Raw genomic sequence first — 22,195 nt, 5'->3', positions numbered from 1 at the left:
CATCTGGACGTGCTGGTGGTGGATGAAGCCTCGATGATCGACCTGCCGATGATGTCGCGGCTTATCGACGCGCTGCCGGCCCACGGGCGGGTGATTTTCCTCGGCGATCGCGACCAGCTGGCCTCCGTAGAAGCGGGGGCGGTGCTGGGGGATATCTGCGCCTGGGCGAGTTCGGGCTATACCGCCGCGCGGGCGCAGGAGCTGACCCGGCTGACCGGTTCGCCGGTGCCGGCGGGCGAGGGGGCTATCGCGGGCGTGCTGAGAGACAGTTTGTGCCTGCTGCAAAAGAGCTATCGCTTCGGTAGTCACTCCGGCATCGGGAGCCTGGCGCGGGCGGTGAACGCTGGCGCGCGCGCGGAGGTGAAGGCCACGCTGCGCCAGCCGTTTGACGATATCGCGCTTCATCCCCTCAGCACGACCGAAGAGTACGAAGCCATGCTCGGCGCGGCTCAGCAGGGCTATGAGCGCTACCTGCAGCTGCGCCGCGAGCGGGCCGAACCGCAGGCCATGCTGGCCGCTTTCAGCGAATTCCAGCTGCTGTGCGCGCTGCGCGAGGGGCCGTACGGCGTGAGCGGCGTCAATGAGCGGCTGGAGCAGCGGCTCAACCGCCAGCGGGTGATCGCCCTGCCGCGCCACTCTCGCTGGTATGATGGCCGACCGATCATGATATCGCGCAACGACAGCGCGCTGGGGCTGTTTAACGGCGATATCGGCATCGCCCTGGAGCGCAACGGCGAGCTGCGGGTGTGGTTCCTGATGCCCGACGGCGCCATCAAGTCGGTGCAGCCGAGCCGTCTGCCGGAGCATGACACCGCCTGGGCGATGACCGTGCATAAATCGCAGGGCTCGGAGTTCGAACACGCGGCGCTGATCCTGCCGGCGCGCAGCGTCCCGCTGGTGACCCGCGAACTGGTCTACACGGCGATCACCCGCGCGAAACGGCGGTTGTCGCTCTATGCCGACGAGCAGGTGCTCTCCCAGGCCATTGTGACGCGCACCGAACGGCGCAGCGGCCTGGCGGAGATTTTCGCCGGGCGCGAAGCCCCCTGAGACGCCGGGTCCGGGCGATGGAAAATGCTGCAGCCGTTGCCCGGGCTGGCGGAAAAATCAGTAACTGAAGAACAGAGGGATAAGCCAGAGCGCCGAGATCGAGTTCATGGTGAAAAAGCGGACTGCGCCGCCGCCGGTCAGCGGTGGGGTGGAACAGCGGGCACAAAAAATCACCAGCGAGGAGATGAGAAGATTCATGCCGGACGTCAGGGCCAGCAGAAATAATATCGCGATGGCGGCGCCGAGCGCGGCATAGCCATGCTGATGATGGCGCTGGTTATCCCAGAGGAGCAGTATCATCAGCAACCACGGATAGAGGGCGACCGCGGTGGTGATGAGATTAATATGTCTGACCAGCCAGTTCGGTTTGGTTTCCATTCTTTAAGCGATCCTTACAGGGCGGGTGGCGGCCGCGGCGCCAGTCGACGTCCTGTAGACAGCCAATAGCATATCGGTGAGCCAGCGAGAAAGAAATGGCCTGCGCGGAAACCAGGAATTTCGCCCGCGTGCGTACGCCAGGCTGGCGGGAAGAGGGGCGGGAGACCGGCCGGGGATAAAGCGATAAGCGTCGCGCTATCCCGGGCCGTTAGATAGAGAGGAGAAGGGCTTAAGCGAGGTCGGCCATCAGCACCTTCGACCGGCGCTGATAGTTATACATCTGCTTTTTACTCTCCGGCAGCAGGTCGATATCCACCGGCGTGAAGCCGCGCTCCTGGAACCAGTGGATGCTGCGGGTGGTTAACACGAACAGTTTGCTCAGTCCCATCTGCCTGGCCTGAGCGGCAATACGCTCCAGCAGCACCTCTCCCCGCGACGAGCTCCGGTAATCCGGATGCACCGCCACGCAGGCCATTTCGCCGATCTTCTCTTCCGGGAAAGGATAGAGGGCGGCGCAGGCGATGGTGGTGTTATCGCGCTGAATAATGGTGAATTTGTCGATCTCCATCTCCAGCTGTTCGCGGGAACGGCGTACCAGAATGCCCTGCTGCTCGAGCGGGCTTATCAGCTCAAGAATACCGCCGATATCATTGATGGTCGCCCGACGGATCTGCTCCGCGCTCTCCATGACGATCTGGGTGCCGATGCCGTCGCGTGAAAACAGCTCCTGCAGCAGCGCGCCATTTTCCTGATAGCTGATCAGGTGGCAGCGCCGTACGCCGCTGCGGCAGGCCTTCACCGCCCCGCGCAGGAAGCGCACGGTGCCGGAGTTATAGTCTTCGTCTGCTTCCAGCTCTTCGACGCGGGCCTGCGCCTCATTAGGGAACAGTTCGGAGACAATTTCCCCGGCCTGGTTGTAAACCCCTTGCGACGAACAGAAGCCGATCATTTTCTCCGCCTTCAGCTTGATGGCCAGCTGGGTAGCGATCTCTTCCGAAGTCAGGTTAAAGCTCTCGCCGGTGACCGACACCGCGACCGGCCCCATCAAGACAATGGCGCCGCTGTCGAGCTGACGATGAATCGCCTCTTCGTCAATGCGGCGAATGCGTCCGCTGTGGCAATAATCGACGCCGTCATCGACGCCCAGCGGCTGGGCAATGATAAAGTTGCCGCTGACAACGTTGATATGGGCCCCCTGCAGCGGGGTGTTGTTGAGGCTCATCGACAGACGGGCGGTGATCTCCAGCTGCAGCATCCCCGCCGCCTGCTTAACCAGCTCCAGCGTTTTGGCGTCAGTCACTCGCGTCTGCTTGTGATAGACCGGCTCGTGATGGTGCTCGGCGAGGTTAGCGTCAATCTGCGGGCGGGCGCCATAGACCACCACCAGGCGAATGCCCAGGCTATGCAATAATCCTATGTCATTGACAATATTTGAGAAATTTTCATGCTCAATGGCTTCGCCGCCCAGCATGATGACAAACGTTTTTCCCCGATGGGCATTAATATAGGGAACAGAATGGCGGAATCCTTCTACCAGTTCAGTGCGACGTTCCTTCACCATGACAAACCCTCAATGCATGATTATTCGTAATTATTGTATTTTTATTCTGTTTTGCCGTTAAACGCAAGCCCCAATTTGAGGCTAAGCCGCGAAAAACATGTGACCCGGCGCAGGGTGTCAATGAATGTTTACCCTTTTATAGATGACAGGTTATATGCCTTTCGTTAAAGTTTCTGGTCAATCTGTTTGTTTTGGGTATAAATGCGTTTTTATTGCTTGGGAGTGGCATGTCGGGAAACAACTCAGGATTAAGCCGTCGCCGTCTGTTGCAGGGCGCGGGCGCCATGTGGTTAATGAGCGTGAGCCCTGTCGGGTTGGCCGCCGCCGCGCGGGTGGTCGCCGTTCGCGTCTGGCCAGCATCGACCTACACGCGTGTCACGGTAGAATCGAATCATGTGCTGAAATACCGGCAGTTTGCCCTCAGTAATCCGGAACGGGTAGTGGTCGATCTGGAAGGGGTTAACCTGAACTCTGTGCTGAAAGGCATGGGCGGCCAGATCCGCGATGACGATCCCTTTATTAAGTCCGCCCGCGTGGGCCAGTTTGATCCACAAACCGTGCGCATGGTCTTTGAGCTCAAGCAGAACGTTAAGCCGCAGCTGTTTGCCCTCGCGCCGGTGGCTGGCTTTAAAGAGCGTCTGGTGATGGACCTCTACCCCGCCAACGCCACCGATGTTCAGGATCCGCTGCTGGCGCTGCTCGAGGATTACAACAAAGGCGACCTGGAGCGTCAGGTGCCGCCGGCGCAAAGCGGGCCGCAGCCGGGCAAAGCCGGGCGCGACCGGCCGATTGTCATCATGCTCGATCCCGGGCACGGCGGCGAAGACTCCGGCGCCGTGGGAAAGTATCGCACCCGCGAAAAAGACGTGGTGCTACAGATCGCCCGTCGCCTGCGGGCGCTGATCGACAAAGAAGGCAATATGAAGGCCTATATGACCCGCAACGAAGACGTGTTTATCCCGTTGAAAGTGCGTGTCGCCAAGGCGCAGAAGCAGCGCGCCGACCTGTTCGTGTCGATTCACGCCGACGCCTTTACCAGCCGCCAGCCCAGCGGCTCTTCGGTGTTTGCCCTCTCCACCAAGGGGGCCACCAGTACCGCGGCAAAATATCTCGCCCAGACGCAGAACGCCTCGGATCTGATCGGTGGGGTCAGCAAGAGCGGCGACCGCTATGTCGACCACACCATGTTCGATATGGTGCAGTCCCTCACCATCGCCGACAGCCTCAAATTCGGAAAGGCGGTGCTGGAGAAAATGGGCAATATCAATAATTTGCACAAGAATCGGGTAGAGCAGGCGGGCTTTGCGGTACTGAAGGCGCCTGATATCCCCTCCATTCTGGTGGAGACGGCGTTTATCAGTAACGTGGAAGAAGAGCGGAAACTGAAAACGGCCAAATTCCAGCAGGAGGTGGCCGAGTCGATCCTCGCCGGGATTAAAGCCTACTTCGCCGACGGCGCGACGCTGGCCCGCCGCGGATAACCACACAGGAAAGGGACATGGCCTTACTGAAAAGCGCCCATGGCGGCAATATCCGCGAGGCCGCCGCCCTGCTGGGCATAGCCCCCGGCGAGCTGCTGGATTTTAGCGCCAACATCAATCCGCTGGGGATGCCTGCCTCGCTCAGGCAGGCGATCGTTGACAACCCAGGCTGCGCCGAACGCTACCCTGACGTCGAGTATCAACAGCTGCATCAGGCGCTGGCTGCCCACCATCAGTTGCCGGCGGCGCATATCCTCGCCGGCAACGGCGAAACTGAATCGATCTTCACCCTCGTCCACGGCCTTAAGCCGCGGCGGGCGATGATCGTCATTCCCGGTTTCGCGGAGTACCGGCGGGCGCTGCAGACGGTGGACTGCGAGGTGGTGGAGTATGCCCTGCGGGAGCGCGATGGCTGGCAGCTGACCGACGCGATCCTCGATGCCCTGACTCCGGCGCTGGACTGCCTGTTTCTCTGCACCCCGAACAACCCCACCGGCCTGCTGCCGGAGCGGGGCCTGCTGGAAGCCATTGCGCAGCGCTGCCGGGCGCTGAACATCAGCCTGATCCTCGATGAGGCCTTCCTCGACTTTATCCCCGACCAGCCGGGGTTTATTCCTCTGCTGGCGCAGCATCCGCACGTCTGGGTTTTGCGATCGCTGACCAAATTTTATGCCATTCCGGGGCTGCGTCTCGGCTACCTGCTGAACGCTGATGCCCAGGCGGTGGCCCGACTGCGCGCGCGACAAATGCCGTGGTCCATCAACGCCTATGCCGCCCTGGCCGGGGAAATTATTCTCCAGGATCGGGCGTATCAGCGGGCCACCTGGCAGTGGCTGCAGGAGGAGGGAGCGCGTTTCTATGCGCAGCTGCAGGAGATGGCCGGGCTGACCGTATGGCCCGGGCGTGCTAACTACCTGTTCTTGCGCTGCGACAGAGCCGATTTTGACCTGCAATATGCCCTGCTGCGCCAGCATGTGCTGATCCGCAGCTGCGCCAACTACCCGGGGCTGGATAGCCGCTATTTCCGGGTGGCGATCCGCAGCGCCGAGGAAAACGACCAGCTGCTGGCGGCGTTGCGCCGGGTGCTGGCCTGAGGCCTACTGCAGGATGACGCCCCCGGGCACCATCGCCAACAGATGCTGCTGCGGCCAGTGGGCGGCGATGTCGCTGTCTGTCAGCCGCCATTGCAGAAATTCGACGTCATGCCGACGGCGGTCCAGCAGCAGGCCGACGACGCTGCCGCTGTGCGCCACGTTGAGACCATAGAGCCCTGCGCTTTCCACCAGGTCCAGCAGCGCGTCAAACCCCGGCTTAGGCAACAGCTGCTGGCTGGCAATGGCGCTGATGGTTGCTGCTTCGCCCAGCAGCTGCGGGTTGCCGCAGTGGCAGGCCTGTTGAACTTTCTCCCACGCCAGTTGCAGCCGGGAGGCGTTTGCCAACAGGCCCGGCTCGCGCGGCAGCTGGTGATAGTCGGTGGTGCGCAGCGTCAGCGGGCTCTCCAGCACTAACAGGTCGAGCGCCGGCGGAGGGGGACAGGCGATTTGCGTGGCGGCGGTATTATGGTCGAACAGCGTCAGCTGGCGAAACAGGGTGCTGTCGGTAGGCTCCAGCGCGACGCACAGGCGCGCCAGCGTCGGCTCATCCAGTAGATGGCCCAGATGATGGGCGGTGGCGACGGCGGTGGCAGCGATATCGGCGGTGCTGCTGGCCATCCCTTTGGCCACCGGGATCGTTGAGTGCAGGGTGATGCGGATCTGCTGGCTCAGCGCTGGGGGGTAGCCCCAGTGGGCCAGCAGCTGGTCGACCATCGCCCGCGACAGCGGCCGCTCGTCTTTTCGCGGTACCCCGGTCTCGACCTCGACGGTGCTGTACCAGTCCACCGGACAGGAGACCAGCTTTTCGCTGCCGAGGATCCAGCCCTGGATAAGTTCTCCGCACGAGGCGGGACATTGTGCAACAGCCACGTTTTCACCTTTCCGCTTACCTTCGCCAGGGCGCATAGTGGCATGGCGACCCGCCGGTTACCATGATTCTCCGCAAGAGGAGGCGCGTCGTTTATGCCGACACCGCCAGCTCGCGCGCCTGCGGCAATGCAAGACGCATGACGTCGCGGGCAATCATTAGCTCTTCATTGGTATTGATCACCGCCACTTTGACCAGCGCATTATCCGCCTGAATAAAGGTCGCGCTCCGCTGGTTTTTCTCGTCGTCCAGCGCGAGGCCGAGAAAATGCAAATTGCGGCAGATCGCCGCCCGCGCACGGGCGGAATTCTCGCCTATGCCGCCGGTAAAGATCAGCGCGTCCAGACCTCCCATCTGCATGATATAGCTGCCGATAGTCGCGCGAATGCGTTCGGCAAACAGCGACAGCGCCAGAGCCGCCCGTTCGTTGCCGGCGTCAGCTGCCTGTTCGACGTCGCGGTAATCAGATGACACGCCGGAGACGCCCAGCAGCCCGGATTCATTATTCAGCAGCTGGTTGAGCTGCTGGGCGGATTTCCCTTCTTTCTCCACCAGCCAGGGAAGAATCGACGGGTCGATATCGCCACTGCGGGTGCCCATCATCACCCCGGACTGCGGGGTAAAGCCCATTGAGGTATTCACCGACTGCCCGCCTTTGATGGCGCAGACGCTACAGCCATTGCCCAGATGGCAGCTTACTACCCGCAGGGCGCTCAGCGGTACGCCCAGCTTTTCCGCCAGCGCGCTGCTGACATAGTGATGGCTGGTACCGTGAAAACCGTAGCGGCGAATGCCCAGCTCGGCGTAATAGCGCCAGGGGAGGGGATAGAGCCAGGCCTCCGGCGCCAGGGTCTGGTGAAAGGCGGTATCAAAAACCGCCACCGCCGGTACCGCGGGTAACAGCTGGCGAAAGAGACGTATGCCCAGCGCATTGACCGGGTTATGCAACGGCGCCAGCTCCGCCAGGCGCTCGATCTCCCGCAGGGTATCGTCGCAGACCAGCGCGGCGTCTTTGAAGCGTTCGCCGCCGTGGGCGACGCGGTGGCCAACGCCGTCGATCTCCTGCAGGCTGCTCAGGATCCCGCGGCCGGTCAGCGCCTCCAGCAGGAGGGTCACTGCCTCATGGTGATCGGCGATGGGCAGCGTCTCCTGCCATTTCTGTGCCGACGTTTTCAGCGTGAAGCGGGCCTCGGGCAGGCCGATACGTTCGATCAACCCCTGACAGAGCAACGCCCCCTGCGGCATGTTAAGCAGCTGAAACTTCAGGGAGGAGCTGCCGGCGTTAATCGCCATGATTTTATAGGTCATTGATATTCCTCTGCATTCAGGCAGGCGAACAGGTCATCAAGCCCGTCGCCGGTTAACGCGCTGGTGATAAAGATATGTCCGGCGCCCGCCGTCTCGAGCCATGTCCGGACCTGTTGCAGACGGGGCGGGGCGGCCAAATCGGCTTTAGTGATCACCCCGATGACCGGGCGGTTCATCGGGGCGGTAAACCCCGGAGAAAAAGGTGACCAGGGCGCATCGGCATTTAGTACCAGCGCGATGACATCGGCCTCGCAGGCGCTGGTGAGCAGTGCACTGTACAGGCAGCGGTTTTCCAGATATTCCCCGGGGGTATCGATGGCGGCCGGCGTCCAGACGATGGCCTGGGTTTTCTGATAGCGCAGGGTTTCGCCACGCAATACCTGGGTCAACGAGGTTTTGCCGCACTGGCTGGGTCCGATAAGCATCAGGCGTTGCATGGGCTCAGGTCCGGGTAATTGGGCAGGCGGTGAAGCGCATCAGCTCACCGAGGGTGCGGGTGACCTGCCTGAGCGCGTACTCCACGGCGGAGACATCGCCGGTCAACACCACCGCGCCGGTGAAGCGATCGAGAAAACCGATCTCCACCGCGCCGGACTTGGTGGCGATGTCGCAGGCGATAATCGATGCTTCACTGGGGGTAATGGTAAGAATGCCGATGGCGGAGACCGCGTCCGGCAGACCCAGCTTTTTGAACAGATCTTTGCCAGGATTGGCAATGAGATGCGCCAGAGTGACCTGTTTGCCCGGGACATACTCCTGGATCATGCGTTCGGTAGGGGTTTGCGGTTCCATTATCCCTCCATCAGCTGTTGCCACAGCGCATCGTGCGGTCGCGGGATCACTGCCCGGTGAACCAGTAATCCTTTCTCGCCTGCGCTGTCGCTGGCCACCGTGACGGCGTTGTCGACATCGGCGATATCACCCGCCACCACCATGTAGCATTTGCCGCCGATACCAAACGCCATATGGACCCGCACCAGGGTGACGTTGGCCGCTTTCACCGCGCGGTCGGCGGCGCTGATGCACGCCGCCACGCTCCAGGTTTCGACGATCCCCGCCGCCTGCCGCTGCCCGACCACGTTGAGACCGCTGATCGCCGGTAGTACGCTGGGGTGAATGTTGGCCAGCACCAGGCTGTCCACCAGCATCTCCCCGGCGCGCGCGGTGCCGGCGGCGATTGCCTGCTGCACGGCGCCGACGTCGCCGCCGAGCATCAGCAGGAATTTCCCGGGGCAAAGGGTTCTGCAGAGCAGGAGCTGTACGTTCGCGCTTTTCAGCATGACGTCGCCCAGCTCCATCCCCCTGGCGATGCTGGTCAGTTCTAAAATTCCGATAGCCTGGGTCATGATTAACCTCTTACAAGCGTAATGGCCTGCTCCGTGATGGCGGAGACCAGGCCGTCAATACTGGCGTGCACCGGCGCGCCGAGGGCGTCGGCGGGGATATCCGCCAGCACCTGGCCGCGCGTTACCCGCTCTCCCGGCGCGACGCAGGGCACGGCGCTGATGCCGATATGCTGGCGCAGGGGCAGGGTGACGCAGGCCACCTCCGGTTCCACCGCCGTCAGCGGCGCTTCCTGATACCAGGGATCAAGTCCCAGTTTGCTGATGAGCCGCTTGACCGGCACCAGGCGGTGCTTCGCCATCTCGTCCGCCGGACGCAGCGGTCCGTCGTAGCGCAGGTTTTTCGCCCTCAGCTCACGTTTCAGCAGACGGTTGATGCGCATGGGGGAAATACCCACCGGGCAGGCGACGCTCTCGCAAACGTTGCACTCCGAACAGGTCAGGGCGCTGAGCAGCAGCGACGGAGTGGCCGCCTGGCGATAGTTCACCGCCCGCACCAGCAGATGAGGGGAAAGCTCATGGCCGATCAGGTGCCGGGGGCATAAATCTGTGCATAAACGGCACTGTTCACAGACGGTGCGGGCGATGGCGAGCAGCGTTCGTTCATCCTGCCGCCGTCGCTGGATCAATGGATGGTTGCCCGGGAGCACCAGCAGGCCGCCGGTAGTTTTGGTGACCGGTGTCTCGAGGGAGGTAATAAGCGAGCCCATCATCGGACCGCCGTTGATAAACCCCGGATCGTCAACCGTCGCGCCGCCGGCCAGATCCAGCACCTCGCGCAGCGATATACCCAGTGGTACGGCCAGCGTCAGCGGACGGGCGACGGCGCCATTGACGGTCAACGTCCGGCGAGTCACCGGATAGCCCTGTTCCACGGCTCTGGCGATATTGAGCACCGTCTGCACGTTATTGACCACCACGCCGACGCTGACCGGCAGCGCGGCAGGTGGTACGCGGCGTCCCGTCGCCAGCCAGATAGTGAGCACCTCATCCCCGGCCGGATAGACGTCAGGCAGAATATGCAGCCGGGCCCATTCCGGGAGTCGTGGGGTTAGTGCCGCAATCGCCGGAGCATATTTCGCCTTCAGGGCAATGATCCCTTCCCGGGCGCCGGTGGCGGTCATCGCGTAACCCAGGCCGCGAATCAGTCGGTCAGCCTGCTGAGCCATCAGCTGTTGGTCAACCTTCAGCATCGGTTCGCATTCGGCGGCGTTCACCAGCACGGTGTCCACCCGGGCCTGCAGTTTGATGTGGGTCGGAAAGCCTGCGCCACCGGCTCCTACGACGCCAGCGGCCCGAACGCGTTCGCGGATCTCCGCCGCATCAATGCTTGATAGTGGCCCTATCGCTTCACTCATTGCAGGTTCTCCAGCAGTTGCGCGATGGCCGCGCCATCGACCGGACGCGGGTTGGTGCGCAGGGTGGCATCGGTCAGCGCGGCCGGCACCATGGCGGGAATTCGCGATAAGAAAAGGGGATACTTTTCCTGCAGCGCGCCCTTGAGGGTGGGAATGGCGCACTGCTGTTTCAGCGTTTCCACCGCGGTAAGCAGCGCCTGGAAAGCCTCCTGTTCGCCAGCTGCGGGCGGGCAGAAGCGGCAGGCCCTGGCCAGGCGCGCATAGCGCTTAGCCGCTCGCGGCTCGCCGGCATTGAAGCGGATCACCGCGGTCAGCAGCAGCGCATTGGCCAGGCCATGGGGGAGGTGAAACTGGCCGCCAAGCTGATGGGCGATCGCATGATTGAGCCCAAGGCCAGCCTGGCTAAAGGCCATACCGGCGAGGGTTGATGCATTGTGCATTTTGCTGCGGGTCGCAATGCAGTCGCCCTGACGAATCGCAACGGGCAGGGCGCGAAACACCAGCCTGGCGGCCTTTTCCGCCAGCGCATCGGTAAAATCGGTGGCCTGCGGCGAGACCCATGCCTCCAGGGCGTGGGTCAGCGCGTCCAGCCCGGTATGGGCTGTGATTGTGGGCGGTACGCTAACCACCAGCGTCGGGTCGATGATCGCCATGTCGGGACAGAGCGCCTCATGGAACAGCGGGTACTTGATCCCTTTTTCCGGGTCGCTGATGACGCAGGCGCTGGTCACTTCCGAACCGGTACCGCTGGTGGTGGGGATCGCCACGCAGGTGTCGACAGGCAGACCGCCCTGCTGGCTGAACCAGACGATAGCCTTGGCGGCATCCATCGCCGAGCCGCCGCCGAAGCCGATCACCACCTGCGGACGCAGGGCCTGCATCTGCGCTATCCCTTTCGCCACGGTGTGAATGGTCGGATCCGGTGTAATATCGCTGAACACGCTGACGCGGTTGCTGGCGGGCAGCGCGGCGCGCAGTCGGTCAAGCAGCGGCGAGCGCGCCAGGAAGCCGTCGCAGACGATCCAGATGTGCTGATGGCTAAAGCGCTGCAGCGCGGCAAGGCTGCCCGGGCCGCTGTAGAGGCGCGTTTGCAGAGAAAAGGTATGCATGGCGCCCCCGGTTAGCGAATGGAAAAACCGTTGGTCAACACGCAGCGCCGCAGGCGGGCGAACGTCCGCGCGGAGGTGGTGCCTTCTCCGGTTGGCGTGGCGATGGTGAAGGTGGTAAACCCTTCGCCGCCGACGCCGATTCCCGCGTAAGACGGGCCATTTTTGACAAAAATGGAGGTCTGCAGGGTGCGTGCCGCCAGATTGAGCCGCGAGACATTCTGCGAGTGCATAATGGCGGTGTGGTGCAGACCCTCCTCAACGCGCAGGGCCAGCGCCAGGGCGCTGTCAAAGTCGGCGACCCTGACGATCGGCAGCACCGGCATCAGCTGCTCGCAGGTCACCCAGGGGTCGTTCGCCTCCACCTCGGCAATCAGCAGGCGAGGGGGGCGAGGCGGAACGGCGAGACCCGCCGCCGCCAGCAGCGCAGCCGGGCTTTTACCGACCAGTTTTTTATTCGCCGCGCCGTCGGGCAGGCAGACGGCACGCAGGGTATCGGCCTCCTGTCGGCTCAACAGCAGCGCGTCAAAATCCTGCATCTGCTGGATCAGGCGGTCAGCGACGGAGGCGACGACGATCAGGCTTTTTTCGGCGATACAGGGCAGGTTGTAATCGAAGGCGGCGCCGCTGATGATATCTTCGGCGGCTTTGACGAGATCGGCGGTTTCATCAACGATGCACGGCGGATTGCCGGCGCCAGCGCCGATCACTTTTTTACCGCTTTTCATGCCCATCGCCACAATGCCAGGGCCGCCGGTGATAGCCAGAACGGCAATCAGCGGGTGGGACATCATTTGCTGGGTGGCTTCAAAGGTCGGCTCGGCAACGGTCACCACCAGGTTACGGATCCCGCTGCAGCGGTAGGCGATCTCTTCGATCCTGGCGATAAGCTTCAACGAGACCTTTTTCGCGCCGGGATGGGGGCTGAAATAGACGCTGTTACCCGCCGCCAGCATGCTGATACTGTTGTTGATAATGGTTTCCGTTGGGTTGGTGCTGGGCGCCACGGCGCCAATAACCCCGAACGGCGAGTACTCAAACAGCACCATCCCGCCATCGCCGGTGAGGGCGCTGGTAGTGAGATCCTCTATGCCCGGCGTGTTTTCAAGAGCGGCTTTATTTTTCAGATATTTATCTTCTTTGTTGCCCATGCCGGTTTCCGTGGCGCTCTCTTCCGCCAGCGTCGCCAGCTCGGGGGCCAGCGTCTCCCGCAGGGCGCTGATAATGGCGCTGCGGGTTTTTAGCGGACACTGCTGATAGCGGAGAAAAGCCTGATGAGCGGCGTCGATGGCGCTGCCGACATCGCAGAAAATGCCCTGCTCTTGCTGAGGGGCAGGGGGCGTCGGCGCGAGCTTTTCACTGAGGATGGTGCGGATAAGGGTTTCCAGTTCTGCTGTATTCATTGATGAGTTCTCACGTTAATGGCCGCCATGGCAGCCTGTGCAATAGCCATATCCTGCTCGACGCTGCCGCCGCTAATGCCGATGCCGGCTATTAGCTGGCCATCGCGCCACAGCGGATATCCGCCGCCAAAGGTGACGACTTTGCCCTGCAGATGGCTCTCCAGACCGTACAGCGCAGCGCCTGGCTGTACGGTCGTCGCGAGCTCGTGGGTGGCGGTTTTCATGGCGACGGCGGTCCAGGCTTTTTTCGGCGCCAGCTCGCTGCTGACCAGCAGCGCATCGGGCATTCGCCAGGTCACGGTTTCGGTGCCGTGTGCGTCAACGATGCTGACCACCACCGGCACCTGCAGCTGGCGGGCGTGTTCAATGGCCTGACGGATGAGCTGATGCAGCTCGTGAAAGGAGAGCGACCCGGCCTGGGCTTTGGGCGCGTCGGGCGCAGGCGACCCGCTGGCGGCCAGATAGCGGGCCGCGATCTCCGTCACAAGGCGGCGCTGGTGAGCGGCATGATCCTCGCTGCGCGCCAGGGCATACAGGCAGTCAGATAAGCGGTTCAGATAACGCAGCAGTATCTGACGGATAGTAACCTCTGCCGCCAGCTCGACCAGCCGGCGCTCCGCCCGTCTGGCAACGGTGCGGGCCAGGTGCAGACGGCTGGCGGCTTCACAGCGTCCGGGCAATACAAACTGGTGCAGCGCCGGCACGCGGGCCATCTCGCGATCGATGGTCTGCTCCAGCAGGGCAATCTCTTCGCTGCTGATATAGCGCTTACCCGGTGATGGCTGTTCGCTGTCGCTGGCGAGCTCCGCGCTGAACCAAAAAATGTGCTGCTGCAGGGCTTCGAGCAGGGTGCGCTGTTCCTCTTCAGCGACGGCGCAGACGCACAGGCTCAGCATAGCGTTCAGTTCATCCAGGGTGCCGTAGGCTTCGACGCGCGGATGCGTCTTGCTGACCCGCTGGCCGGTAAAGAGTGATGTACTGCCGGCATCGCCGGTTCGGGTATAGATAGCCACAGGCGCCCCCTTAGCGTGAAAGTGAGTCAACAATGCCCACGACGGCAAGATCGATGGCCTCATTCGGGCCGCTGAAAACGTGGCGTGCGCTCGAGCCGCTGCAGAGCAGCACCAGCTCGCCGACGCCAGCGCCAACCGAATCTACCGCCACTTCATCGCCGCTCGTGGGGAGAATCGGACGATCGTCGTCCGCGCTTACCCGGCGCACCAGCAGCAGTTTTTTGCCGTTCAGAGAGGGCGATTTTTGCGTCGAGACGACGGCGCCGGTCACGCGTGCCAGATGCATAGTTCACTCCTGCTTAATCAATTGAACATGCCGCGCGACGGCCGCTTCGCGGGCGAGGGCGGTGATAATGGGACGGCGGCGCAGCACCAGATAGCCGCCACTGAAACGGGCTACGTCGGCATAGGTGAGCACCGACGCGGCGTGAAGCCTGACGGGCTGGCCAAGCGGATCGCTGAACGTCAGCGGCAAGCGGGCGAGTTTTTTTACCGCCAGCGCGGGGAGCAGGGCGGGAAGCAGCGTTAGCTGTACCCGAACGCCCCAGGCCATCGCCTCATGCAGTGCGCAACCGGCTGCCGCCAGCGCACGCTGGCCGGCAAGCTGCTCCAGCAGCGGTAAATCCACCTGCACGATGCGCAGCGAAGCGTGCTGGCACAGCAGGCTGCGGATATCCGCTTCGCCGAGCTGGGCCACGCTGAGCGTGGCCGTGCTGAGGGCGCGACGGCGCAGACGGGCGGCGACCTCTTCGACGATACGCTGCAGCATCGCGTGGTTCATGGCTTCGTCACCAGCGTTGCCCAGGCTTGCGCAGCGTCAGCGCCTGCCGCATTGGCCTCGTCAGTATCGATGTGCATCTCAAGACGCATATCCGGGGCAACGCGGACCGCCACGTTGTCGAAGATAAGCCGCCTGTCGCTGCCTTCGATCGCCACCGCGACGCTATCGCCATGGGAGACGCGCAGGATCAACGCATCAAGTGGCGACATATGAATATGTCGCTGGGCAACAATCGTCCCGCCGCTCAGCTGCAGTTCGGCAAAGGGGCTTATCAGGCGGATCCCCGGCGTGCCCTGCAGATTGCCGGACATGCGCAGCGGCGCGGCGATACCGAGGATCCGGGCGTCGGTGCGTGAGATTTCCACCTGGCTGGTCTGGCGCAAAGGGCCGAGCAGGCGCACGTTGTTTAATCGCCCTTTGGGGCCAACCAGGGTCACCGTCTGCTCTGCAGCATATTGTCCCGGCTGCAGCAGCGCTTTTTTCGGCTGGATGGGCTGCGCGGGAAAAAGCCTGGCATAGTCAGCCGCCGCTAAATGGATATGGCGACTGGAGATACCGATTGGAATGGGACGCTGGCGCATCTCATCCAGCACTTTGTTGACTGTCGAAGCCAGCTGTTGTTTATCCATTACGCGTCACCTCGTTTACCGGCGTGCAGGCACTGCGAGCGGGGATCGCCTTTTTGTCGTGGGCAGTGTGGGTCCAGGCACAGGTTGCAGGTTACCCGCTCCGTAGAGTGGGAAGGGGCGTCTGTGAGGGCCGTGTTCTCCTCCGTCACGGCGACGTCAGGCGCTGGTGAAGGCGCCTGGACGCGGGCCGGCAGCAGGCCTTCCCCGGGCCTGGCGATAACCTTCTGCGCTACCAGCCCCTGCTGCCGTTCGGCGAGTTCGGCCCCGGTCATCACCGCCGCCTGGACAGAGGCCACATCACCGGCGATCTTCACCACCATCCAGCCGGAACCGTTGGTCTTTTCCAGGGCGAGCAGCGTGATGGCGGCCGCTTTCGCCATAGCGTCGGCGCAGGTGATGGCCAGGGCCAGACCGCTGACCTCAAGTAATCCCAGTGATTGCTTCACGCGGTGCTCCTTTTTTGAGGGTCAGACGGATTTCGGCAGAATGGCCTCAACATCGCTATGCGGGCGCGGGATCACATGGCTGGACTTGACCTCGCCGACCACGCTGGCCGCCGCGCTGCCGGCGTCAACGGCGGCTTTGACCGCGCCGACGTCTCCGCGGACCATCACGGTAATCAGCCCGGAGCCAATTTTTTCGTAACCAATCAACTGCACGTTGGCGGATTTCACCATTGCATCAGCGGCTTCAATGGCGCCAACCAGGCCTTTCGTTTCAACCAGTCCTAGTGCGTTATTCATACTGCGTTCTCCTGTGGATTAAGCATGGCGATCCCGAAATGGGATCCCTTTGACGAGACGAGCCGCATTGTTGCCAGTGTTTCGCCGGGCCAGCCTGTTCTGGTGATACATCAGCGAAAACAGCGGAGTTGATGCGGGTAAATTTTTGTAGTGCACGATGAGCCGTTCCCGGTCGCAGGCGATGCCTACCTGCAGCGGCGAACGCTGCGCCGCCTGCCAGGCGTGATGGATAAGATCGCCGCCGGTCTGCGGCTGCAGAACAAAAGGAATGCCTTCCTCTTCAATGCCCAGCAGGACATCGCGCCACTGTTCGCTGCATTCGTCAGTGACGGCAATGACGATGGCGGGGGCGACTACGCTACTCTCCATGTGTGCCTCCTTTTTGCCAGGAAAGGAGTAATCCGCTGGCGACCGCATTGCGTGGGCCTTCACAGCCGCGGATATTGCCGCGCCCGGCAACCAGCCGGTAGTGCGCCAGCGCGTCGGTGACCAGCTGGGGGATCTCGAAATCGAGGGACGAGCCGCCCACCAGCACCACGAACGGGATGTCGCGAATGTTGCCGGTAGGGCTCACCTGGCGTAACGCTCGCAGGGCGTTGGTGACAAAGACGCGTGATTTGGCGCTACGGCGAATGGCGCGCACTTTCTCCAGCGGCAGATCGCCGGGCAGGGGAACCAGTTCATCCGGTTTCACCACGCAGACGCGGGCAAATACCGTCGGTGGTAAGGCCGACGGAAAAAACTGGACGCTGCCGTCTTCATGACGCAGATGAAACAGGCTTTCGACTTTTGCCAGCGGATATTTTTTGATTTCTTCCGCCAGGTAGCGGTCCTCAAGCCCCAGCTCGCGGGCGATGATCATCGTGACCATATCGCCGGCGCCGGCCAGGTGAGTGGCGCTGATCTCTCCCTGCGCATTGATAATGGAGGCGTCGGTCGACCCGGCGCCCAGATCGAGGATCGCCAGCGGGCGCGTGGTGCCGGGAGTGGTGAGCGCCCCAAGAATGGCCGCCTCCGCTTCGGCGCCGCCCACCTGAACCGCAATCTGCAGTTTGTGCTCAATTTCACGGGCGATGAGGGCCATCTGCAGGCGATCCGACTTGACCATCGAGGCGATACCCACCGCCTGCTCCAGCGAGAACTCCCCCGCAAGACCGCCGGTCACGCTGACTGGCACCGCCGTATCAACGGCCAGCAGATCCTGAATGCGGATCTCCTGAGCTGGCTTATTGGTAAGCTCCGCCATGGTCTGGCGCACGTGCTCAAGCATGCCGCCGATATTGGTGCCCGCTTCTCCCGCGACGTTGTCCAGTTTGCCGCAGCCGTCAACCGCTTTCATGATGGCTTCCGCCCCGGCGGCCACATCAACCTGTACGCTGCGCCCCTGAGCGATGAGCAGCAGATTACCTGCCGGAATAGCGCGGGCCTTGACGTCGCCGGAGGGGGTTTTCACCACCACGGCCGAGCGGTTGCCAATCAGCGCCCGCGCCATTGGCACGATATTTTTGGTCTCCTCGGCGTTGAGATCGAAAACGGTCGCAATACCGTAGGGGTTGGAGAGCGTTTCGATGATCTTACCGGGTAAAGCGACCTCGACGGCCGCCAGCATGCCAAGTGGAATCCGGTCGATATGCTGAACTTCGTCGATCACCGGTAGCGGTTGCTGTAGCCGGTTATTGACCAGCACGCCGTCATCCTGCTGCAAAATAATGCCGGTTATCTGATAGCCCGCTGCCGTTGCCGCATTGACCATCGCGGCGACATCGGCAAAGTCAAAGGCCGAGGAGACCACCAGAATATAGGGAGTGCCCGCGGAGCAGGACAGCAGCGCCTCTGGTGTGATGGTGATGCCGACCCCCAGTCCGACGCCGCCGGGTGTCTTCGGGTTATGGCCGATCATGGTGGACTCGGTGATGATGGTTTCCGTGATGGTTTCCATCGCCACATCGCCAATGACCGGCGTGGCTTCGTTAATGCGAATAAGCGAAATATCGCTGAGCTGAATGCCGGCCGCTTTTGCCGCCTGCGTTAGCGCCTCCTGGATACCGAACACATTTCGTAATGTGCCTTTTATACCCGTGGTTTCAGCCAACGCGCTGTGGCGAATGTTCAGCACACCTGCGTCATCGACCGTCGCCAGGGCGACTTCTGTCGAGGAGTTGCCAATATCAATGCCAGCGATATAGCGCATGCTTACCCCCTGTTAATCGTCGCCTTTGAGTTTCTTACGCTCGATGTACAGCCCGGCCGCTTCCCGAACAAAGGCGGCACAGAGTCGTGCCTGGTAGCGATGCTCGAGGTCATCAGCGATCGCCAGTAGCTCCGCCTGGGTGGAACGGTATGGGCGCAGGGCGTTGTAGATCTCAAGGATCCGGTCGTCGGGAACCGCGGTGAGCTCTGCGGCCCGCTCAAAGTTCATCGCCAGCCGATCGCGTCCGGCATCCTGGGCGATCGCCGCCTGCATACGCAGCGTTTCCGGAGTGATGCGCATGTCCTGCGCCGTAACGCGATCGCTTAATACGTTCTCCAGCGTCAGGTCATCGAGCGTTTTATTGGTAGCGGTTTTGACCCACTCCGGATGGCGGGTCGCTAACGGGTAGTCGCTAACTTTTGGCTGGCGAACGGTGTCGTTTGTCGGCGCGGCTGGCGCGGGCGTTATCCCGTCCTGTAGGCTGTTCATCCGGCTCAGCACGTCGCGTACCATGGATTCAATTGCGTCGGTATTCATCGGGATATCCTTTGTTAAAGCGCCACGCGCAGTTCCTGCGGGTTTTTGCCCGTCACCACGTATTTGGTCTCTTTAATGTGCAAAATGGCCGACTTCGCCTGGTATTTGGGACGAGCCATCTGATCGTTAAGCGTCGGCACCGGCTGCGGCGACTCGCGTTTGGCGTAGCGCGCGGCGTTTTTGCCAATCTGACGGTAGGTTTCCAGCGTCAGCAGCGGCGCCTGCGGGAAGAGTTCCAGATTGGAAAGCGGCGGCAGGCCGCGCTGGTGGATGACGGTGGTGCCTTTCGACTGAATACCGATCGAGATGCCGGAGCCGCTCAGGCGGTTGCCTTCCACTGCCACGAAGGCGACGTCAGAAGACTTAAAGCAGCGGATCACCCGGGCTTTGATGCCTTCTTCCTCAATGCCGGCGATCACTTCGCGCAGAATATTTTTATGCGGAATGCCGACGATATTGGCGGTTTGCGCCAGACCAAACGCTGGCCCGACGGCAATAATGACTTCATCCTGCTGCGTGCCGGGTTTGGCTTCGCCGATTTCCGTCAGGAAGCTGTCGCCGGACACAGGCGCAACGGCGACCGGCGCGGCAGAGGCGACAGAAGCCGCAGGCGCGCTAAAGGAGACCGGCTTATCTGCGCCTGATTTCATCTCCACCAGCACCTCTTCGATAATCTGGCGCAGCAGCGTTTCGTTAATTTCCATTTTTCACCCCTTAGCCAAGTTCATTGGGATCGAGCGCGCCCGGGATATTTTTAATCTCTTCCCAGCGCTCGCCTTGCAGGCGGTAGCCTGTTGCCGGACCGGCATAATCGTTCACGTCATTCACGGCCGAGAGCACCTGGCCCTCGCCAACAATGATGGCGGAGGTATGCAGGTAGTCGCCGGTGAGCTTGGCTTTCTGAATATTGAGCATGTCCTGGGCGACATCGGGGAAGCCGCCTTTCGCCAGGGCTTTCACCACCTCCAGGCCGTTGCGGTTCTTGTTGATGATCTCCTGAGCAAACTTGATGTCCTCGACGATATTGCGCTCAGGCATATCTTTTGAACCGTGGGCGTAGGTGGCGGCTTCTACTTCTTCATCCGTAATAGGCGGCAAACCCATGCCGGCAAATACCGCCTGCAGCGCGCGGGCGGCTTTGTTGCGAATGGCGATCACGTCCTCTTCACGCACCGGCCGCAGGCCGCCATCGACCTTCAGGTCGCGCTGGATCACGTTGTAGTCATCGAAGTCTTCGGCATCTTCGTTGGAACCGGCGAACATGTTGTCGTAGTTCGGCACCGCCGAGTAACCGGAGGAGATGAAGTCGGTGCCTGGCAGGAACTGCATCAGCAGACGCGCGGTACGCCGCATATCCGAGTGGGTAAAGGTTTGATCGTTGCTGGAGGCGCACTCCAGATCCAGCGCTGAGCAGATCAGGTTTTCCGCCAGTACGGCGCGGATCCCGGACGGCACGGCGGACGGTACGCCGATACAGCTGACGGAGCCATTCTGCAGGCCTTGCACCCCGGCGGCTTTGGTGATGTAGATGCAGCGCGCTTCGAGATAAAGCATCGATTTGCCTTCGGCATAGCCCATCTGTACTTCAGAACCGGAACCGGAGGTAAAGCGCATTTTCAGGCCGCGCGAGGCGTAGGAGGAGGCGAGGAAGCCTTTCGACCACGGGGTGTCATCGCCATCGGTAAACACCGGTTCCGTACCGTACACCGAAATGGTTTCGGCATAGCAGGTGTGGCCCAGCATACCCAGTTTCAGCTCGGTGGCTTCTTCCAGCGAACACTGGGTGAGGACGCCGGGACGGCCAACCTGTGAACCGACCAGCAGGGCGATGGCGTTGAACGGCGCGTAGCGCGCCACGGCGACGGTGGTCTCCTGCTCGTCAAAGCCGCGCCATGCGCCTTCAGCGGCGTCGGCGGCAATCTGTACCGGATTGTCTTTGATATTAGTGACATGCGCCTGCTGGGACGGCGTGCGGCGGGCGCGCATTTTTTGCATCGCCATCATCATCTCGACCACGTTCATATGCGACACCACTTCCACGATTTTCGCCGGGGTCATCGCGGTAGTGAGCGGCACGATGTCGCTGCGTTTAACGTTCGGGTCGCAGAGCATGTTGGCGAGCTTAACCGAATCCATGGCCATCACTTCTTCGGCCCGGGCGAGATTAATGCCGTAGCGCGCGATAAAGTGGTCAATCAGGTCGAACTGCTCAACCGGCTTACCGTCGAGTTCGGTCACCGCGCCGTTGACGATGCGGATAGAAGGTTTGGGATCGTTAGGACTTTCCATCGCGATAAAGCCCTCTTCAATCCACTCCTTAACGAAACCATCCTGATTCACAGGGCGTTTCGCCAGTGCTTCAAATCTTTTCGATCTCATGAATCAGCCTCGCGGGTATTAAATGTAGGAGGGGCGATCGTTTTTCGGTTCGGCGCCCAGCGTCGCCAGTACGGTTTTGCCGATTTCCCGGGCGGAGATCACCGCCTGGCGCACCGCGCCAGAGTCGCCGGAAATCACCAGAATGGCTTCGTTGCTGAAACTGGTGCCGTGGGCCGGTGAGCTGTAAGCCACCACCTCGACGTTGGCTGATTTCAGCGCGGTATCGGCCATCAGCACGCCAACGGACGCCGGGGCGCCGACGATAATGCCGCAGGCGCGGCCCAGTGGGGCGCCGAACGCTTTTTCCAGGGCATAACTGGCGCGCGCGGTATACTGCAGCTCAATATGACCCGCTTCGTTGCCGTAGACATCGCCGAAGGTACGGTCCAGCTCTTTCAGCGCGACCTCAATCCCGCGTTTGACGTCGGAAACATCATTCCCGCCCAGCACAATCAGCGAGCCATGGCCGGCGCCGCCTTTGGTGTCGCGAGGAAGCTCAATGCTGACCACTTCGGTGTTGGTGGCTTTGACCGCTTCATCGGCGGCCATGATGTGCGGCCCGGCGCCGGTGCGGGCGCCGAGGATGCCGATAGAGCGGTAGTGTTTTTCGAGCTTCATCGCCTCCAGCAACGCGGCATCCACGTTGGCGATGACCAGCCCGAGGGTGTCGCCAATGGCGGTCCCGACAAATTCCGTTAAGCTGCAGCTTTTCTCTGCCATAGCCGTCTCTCCTGTGGGATGGGGGGTATCGGGAAGCGCCTGCTGCTCTGGCGTCGCTACACGGGCTATGACTTGCGCCATGATCTGTTCAACCAGCTCATTGCTGCTCATTGGCTATTCCCCTTCGGTAAGATTTTTTCAACATCGGTATGGGGGCGGGGAATGACGTGTACGGCTTTCACTTCGCCCACGTGGCGGGCTGCGGCGGCACCGGCGTCGGTGGCGGCTTTAACTGCCCCCACGTCGCCACGC

25 protein-coding genes and 1 pseudogene are annotated in these 22,195 nt (G+C 61.9%); 3 read left to right on the top strand and 23 right to left on the bottom strand.

From position 1 onward, the window contains the following. A partial coding sequence (gene recD, locus KHQ28_RS08260) for an exodeoxyribonuclease V subunit alpha (protein ID WP_211777585.1) occupies positions 1 to 1,050 on the top strand: 1,050 nt, incomplete at its 5' end. Between the two features lie 57 nt (positions 1,051 to 1,107). Here the strand turns inward: recD and KHQ28_RS08255 are convergent. Both KHQ28_RS08255 and argA read right to left on the bottom strand, forming a co-directional pair. Further along, positions 1,108 to 1,428: a hypothetical protein gene (locus KHQ28_RS08255; protein WP_032418382.1), complete on the bottom strand. Its 321-nt coding sequence runs from the start codon at positions 1,426 to 1,428 to the stop codon at positions 1,108 to 1,110. A 229-nt stretch (positions 1,429 to 1,657) separates the two neighbouring features. Next, on the bottom strand, positions 1,658 to 2,989 hold the full coding sequence (argA, locus tag KHQ28_RS08250; protein WP_004149616.1) for an amino-acid N-acetyltransferase: 1,332 nt from the start codon (positions 2,987 to 2,989) through the stop codon (positions 1,658 to 1,660). Positions 2,990 to 3,216: 227 nt separating this feature from the next. On the opposite strand from argA, the gene amiC reads away from it, so the two are divergent. Both amiC and cobD read left to right on the top strand, forming a co-directional pair. Continuing rightward, positions 3,217 to 4,470, top strand: coding sequence for an N-acetylmuramoyl-L-alanine amidase AmiC (amiC, locus tag KHQ28_RS08245; RefSeq protein ID WP_004900318.1), 1,254 nt, complete (start codon positions 3,217 to 3,219; stop codon positions 4,468 to 4,470). Between the two features lie 17 nt (positions 4,471 to 4,487). Continuing rightward, entirely contained in the window at positions 4,488 to 5,564 is a 1,077-nt protein-coding gene (gene cobD, locus KHQ28_RS08240) for a threonine-phosphate decarboxylase CobD (protein WP_004143954.1), read from the top strand. A gap of 3 nt (positions 5,565 to 5,567) precedes the next feature. Here the strand turns inward: cobD and KHQ28_RS08235 are convergent, their stop codons facing one another. The 21 genes and pseudogenes from KHQ28_RS08235 to pduA all read right to left on the bottom strand — a co-directional run. Next, positions 5,568 to 6,434 carry an L-threonine kinase gene (locus tag KHQ28_RS08235; protein WP_032416104.1) on the bottom strand — a complete coding sequence of 289 codons (867 nt, stop codon included), beginning with the start codon at positions 6,432 to 6,434 and terminating at the stop codon, positions 5,568 to 5,570. A gap of 91 nt (positions 6,435 to 6,525) precedes the next feature. Further along, the gene (locus KHQ28_RS08230; RefSeq protein ID WP_032418383.1) at positions 6,526 to 7,740 is read right to left on the bottom strand and encodes an acetate/propionate family kinase; all 1,215 of its coding nucleotides are present in this window, start codon (positions 7,738 to 7,740) and stop codon (positions 6,526 to 6,528) included. Then, a complete protein-coding gene (gene pduV, locus KHQ28_RS08225) occupies positions 7,737 to 8,177 on the bottom strand; it encodes a propanediol utilization protein PduV (RefSeq protein WP_032418384.1) in 441 nt (146 codons plus the stop codon). Before pduV ends, KHQ28_RS08230 begins: the two co-directional genes overlap by 4 nt. A gap of 4 nt (positions 8,178 to 8,181) precedes the next feature. Continuing rightward, the gene (pduU, locus tag KHQ28_RS08220; RefSeq protein ID WP_002915850.1) at positions 8,182 to 8,532 is read right to left on the bottom strand and encodes a propanediol utilization microcompartment protein PduU; all 351 of its coding nucleotides are present in this window, start codon (positions 8,530 to 8,532) and stop codon (positions 8,182 to 8,184) included. Continuing rightward, complete coding sequence (gene pduT, locus KHQ28_RS08215; protein WP_004151971.1) at positions 8,532 to 9,086, bottom strand: propanediol utilization microcompartment protein PduT; 555 nt, start codon at positions 9,084 to 9,086, stop codon at positions 8,532 to 8,534. Before pduT ends, pduU begins: the two co-directional genes overlap by 1 nt. 2 nt (positions 9,087 to 9,088) lie before the next feature. Continuing rightward, positions 9,089 to 10,441 (bottom strand): 4Fe-4S dicluster domain-containing protein, encoded by a 1,353-nt coding sequence (locus KHQ28_RS08210; RefSeq protein WP_004174545.1) that lies wholly within the window; start codon positions 10,439 to 10,441, stop codon positions 9,089 to 9,091. After that, on the bottom strand, positions 10,438 to 11,550 hold the full coding sequence (gene pduQ, locus KHQ28_RS08205; protein ID WP_032418385.1) for a 1-propanol dehydrogenase PduQ: 1,113 nt from the start codon (positions 11,548 to 11,550) through the stop codon (positions 10,438 to 10,440). The genes KHQ28_RS08210 and pduQ overlap by 4 nt, the downstream gene beginning before the upstream one ends. Before the next feature lie 11 nt (positions 11,551 to 11,561). After that, complete coding sequence (gene pduP / locus KHQ28_RS08200) at positions 11,562 to 12,950, bottom strand: CoA-acylating propionaldehyde dehydrogenase PduP (protein WP_004143947.1); 1,389 nt, start codon at positions 12,948 to 12,950, stop codon at positions 11,562 to 11,564. Beyond that, entirely contained in the window at positions 12,947 to 13,963 is a 1,017-nt protein-coding gene (gene pduO, locus KHQ28_RS08195) for a two-domain cob(I)yrinic acid a,c-diamide adenosyltransferase PduO (protein WP_004181169.1), read from the bottom strand. The genes pduP and pduO overlap by 4 nt, the downstream gene beginning before the upstream one ends. A 10-nt stretch (positions 13,964 to 13,973) precedes the next feature. Beyond that, positions 13,974 to 14,249, bottom strand: a complete 276-nt coding sequence (locus KHQ28_RS08190) for a EutN/CcmL family microcompartment protein (RefSeq protein WP_002915814.1) — start codon at positions 14,247 to 14,249, stop codon at positions 13,974 to 13,976. A 3-nt stretch (positions 14,250 to 14,252) separates the two neighbouring features. Continuing rightward, positions 14,253 to 14,744: a microcompartment protein PduM gene (pduM, locus tag KHQ28_RS08185; protein ID WP_004181168.1), complete on the bottom strand. Its 492-nt coding sequence runs from the start codon at positions 14,742 to 14,744 to the stop codon at positions 14,253 to 14,255. Beyond that, complete coding sequence (locus KHQ28_RS08180; RefSeq protein ID WP_004181167.1) at positions 14,741 to 15,373, bottom strand: phosphate propanoyltransferase; 633 nt, start codon at positions 15,371 to 15,373, stop codon at positions 14,741 to 14,743. The genes pduM and KHQ28_RS08180 overlap by 4 nt, the downstream gene beginning before the upstream one ends. Further along, positions 15,373 to 15,819, bottom strand: a complete 447-nt coding sequence (locus KHQ28_RS08175) for a BMC domain-containing protein (protein ID WP_002915808.1) — start codon at positions 15,817 to 15,819, stop codon at positions 15,373 to 15,375. Before KHQ28_RS08175 ends, KHQ28_RS08180 begins: the two co-directional genes overlap by 1 nt. A 21-nt stretch (positions 15,820 to 15,840) precedes the next feature. Then, entirely contained in the window at positions 15,841 to 16,116 is a 276-nt protein-coding gene (gene pduJ, locus KHQ28_RS08170; RefSeq protein WP_002915806.1) for a propanediol utilization microcompartment protein PduJ, read from the bottom strand. A gap of 18 nt (positions 16,117 to 16,134) precedes the next feature. Continuing rightward, on the bottom strand, positions 16,135 to 16,485 hold the full coding sequence (locus KHQ28_RS08165; protein ID WP_002915803.1) for a glycerol dehydratase reactivase beta/small subunit family protein: 351 nt from the start codon (positions 16,483 to 16,485) through the stop codon (positions 16,135 to 16,137). Continuing rightward, positions 16,475 to 18,307 (bottom strand): diol dehydratase reactivase subunit alpha, encoded by a 1,833-nt coding sequence (locus tag KHQ28_RS08160; RefSeq protein WP_004149610.1) that lies wholly within the window; start codon positions 18,305 to 18,307, stop codon positions 16,475 to 16,477. Before KHQ28_RS08160 ends, KHQ28_RS08165 begins: the two co-directional genes overlap by 11 nt. Before the next feature lie 12 nt (positions 18,308 to 18,319). Further along, positions 18,320 to 18,844, bottom strand: coding sequence for a propanediol dehydratase small subunit PduE (pduE, locus tag KHQ28_RS08155; protein ID WP_002915750.1), 525 nt, complete (start codon positions 18,842 to 18,844; stop codon positions 18,320 to 18,322). Positions 18,845 to 18,858: 14 nt separating this feature from the next. After that, complete coding sequence (gene pduD, locus KHQ28_RS08150) at positions 18,859 to 19,548, bottom strand: propanediol dehydratase medium subunit PduD (RefSeq protein WP_002915746.1); 690 nt, start codon at positions 19,546 to 19,548, stop codon at positions 18,859 to 18,861. 10 nt (positions 19,549 to 19,558) lie between these two features. After that, a complete protein-coding gene (gene pduC, locus KHQ28_RS08145; protein ID WP_002915744.1) occupies positions 19,559 to 21,223 on the bottom strand; it encodes a propanediol dehydratase large subunit PduC in 1,665 nt (554 codons plus the stop codon). A gap of 18 nt (positions 21,224 to 21,241) precedes the next feature. Then, positions 21,242 to 22,054 carry a propanediol utilization microcompartment protein PduB gene (gene pduB / locus KHQ28_RS08140; RefSeq protein ID WP_004181165.1) on the bottom strand — a complete coding sequence of 271 codons (813 nt, stop codon included), beginning with the start codon at positions 22,052 to 22,054 and terminating at the stop codon, positions 21,242 to 21,244. After that, positions 22,051 to 22,195 (bottom strand): annotated as a pseudogene (gene pduA / locus KHQ28_RS08135) (propanediol utilization microcompartment protein PduA); the annotation flags it as partial. The gene pduB and the pseudogene pduA, both read right to left, overlap by 4 nt.

It is taken from the genome of Klebsiella sp. 28 (assembly GCF_018223905.1).
Lineage (GTDB): Bacteria > Pseudomonadota > Gammaproteobacteria > Enterobacterales > Enterobacteriaceae > Klebsiella > Klebsiella pneumoniae.
Note: the sequence above shows the minus strand (reverse complement) of the source record. Positions and strands in the feature narration are given on the sequence as shown.

Bases quoted from the DNA above. Each gene is read 5' to 3' on its own strand.
- pduP (WP_004143947.1), bottom strand. From the start codon at position 12,950: ATGAATACAGCAGAACTGGAAACCCTTATCCGCACCATCCTCAGTGAA.
- KHQ28_RS08210 (WP_004174545.1), bottom strand. From the start codon at position 10,441: ATGAGTGAAGCGATAGGGCCACTATCAAGCATTGATGCGGCGGAGATC.
- pduQ (WP_032418385.1), bottom strand. From the start codon at position 11,550: ATGCATACCTTTTCTCTGCAAACGCGCCTCTACAGCGGCCCGGGCAGC.
- KHQ28_RS08180 (WP_004181167.1), bottom strand. From the start codon at position 15,373: ATGGATAAACAACAGCTGGCTTCGACAGTCAACAAAGTGCTGGATGAG.
- pduB (WP_004181165.1), bottom strand. From the start codon at position 22,054: ATGAGCAGCAATGAGCTGGTTGAACAGATCATGGCGCAAGTCATAGCC.
- pduE (WP_002915750.1), bottom strand. From the start codon at position 18,844: ATGAATACCGACGCAATTGAATCCATGGTACGCGACGTGCTGAGCCGG.
- KHQ28_RS08230 (WP_032418383.1), bottom strand. From the start codon at position 7,740: ATGACCTATAAAATCATGGCGATTAACGCCGGCAGCTCCTCCCTGAAG.
- pduU (WP_002915850.1), bottom strand. From the start codon at position 8,532: ATGGAACCGCAAACCCCTACCGAACGCATGATCCAGGAGTATGTCCCG.
- pduT (WP_004151971.1), bottom strand. From the start codon at position 9,086: ATGACCCAGGCTATCGGAATTTTAGAACTGACCAGCATCGCCAGGGGG.
- pduD (WP_002915746.1), bottom strand. From the start codon at position 19,548: ATGGAAATTAACGAAACGCTGCTGCGCCAGATTATCGAAGAGGTGCTG.
- KHQ28_RS08165 (WP_002915803.1), bottom strand. From the start codon at position 16,485: ATGGAGAGTAGCGTAGTCGCCCCCGCCATCGTCATTGCCGTCACTGAC.
- KHQ28_RS08190 (WP_002915814.1), bottom strand. From the start codon at position 14,249: ATGCATCTGGCACGCGTGACCGGCGCCGTCGTCTCGACGCAAAAATCG.
- KHQ28_RS08160 (WP_004149610.1), bottom strand. From the start codon at position 18,307: ATGCGCTATATCGCTGGCATTGATATTGGCAACTCCTCGACAGAAGTC.
- pduM (WP_004181168.1), bottom strand. From the start codon at position 14,744: ATGAACCACGCGATGCTGCAGCGTATCGTCGAAGAGGTCGCCGCCCGT.
- pduJ (WP_002915806.1), bottom strand. From the start codon at position 16,116: ATGAATAACGCACTAGGACTGGTTGAAACGAAAGGCCTGGTTGGCGCC.
- pduV (WP_032418384.1), bottom strand. From the start codon at position 8,177: ATGCAACGCCTGATGCTTATCGGACCCAGCCAGTGCGGCAAAACCTCG.
- pduC (WP_002915744.1), bottom strand. From the start codon at position 21,223: ATGAGATCGAAAAGATTTGAAGCACTGGCGAAACGCCCTGTGAATCAG.
- cobD (WP_004143954.1), top strand. From the start codon at position 4,488: ATGGCCTTACTGAAAAGCGCCCATGGCGGCAATATCCGCGAGGCCGCC.
- argA (WP_004149616.1), bottom strand. From the start codon at position 2,989: ATGGTGAAGGAACGTCGCACTGAACTGGTAGAAGGATTCCGCCATTCT.
- KHQ28_RS08255 (WP_032418382.1), bottom strand. From the start codon at position 1,428: ATGGAAACCAAACCGAACTGGCTGGTCAGACATATTAATCTCATCACC.
- amiC (WP_004900318.1), top strand. From the start codon at position 3,217: ATGTCGGGAAACAACTCAGGATTAAGCCGTCGCCGTCTGTTGCAGGGC.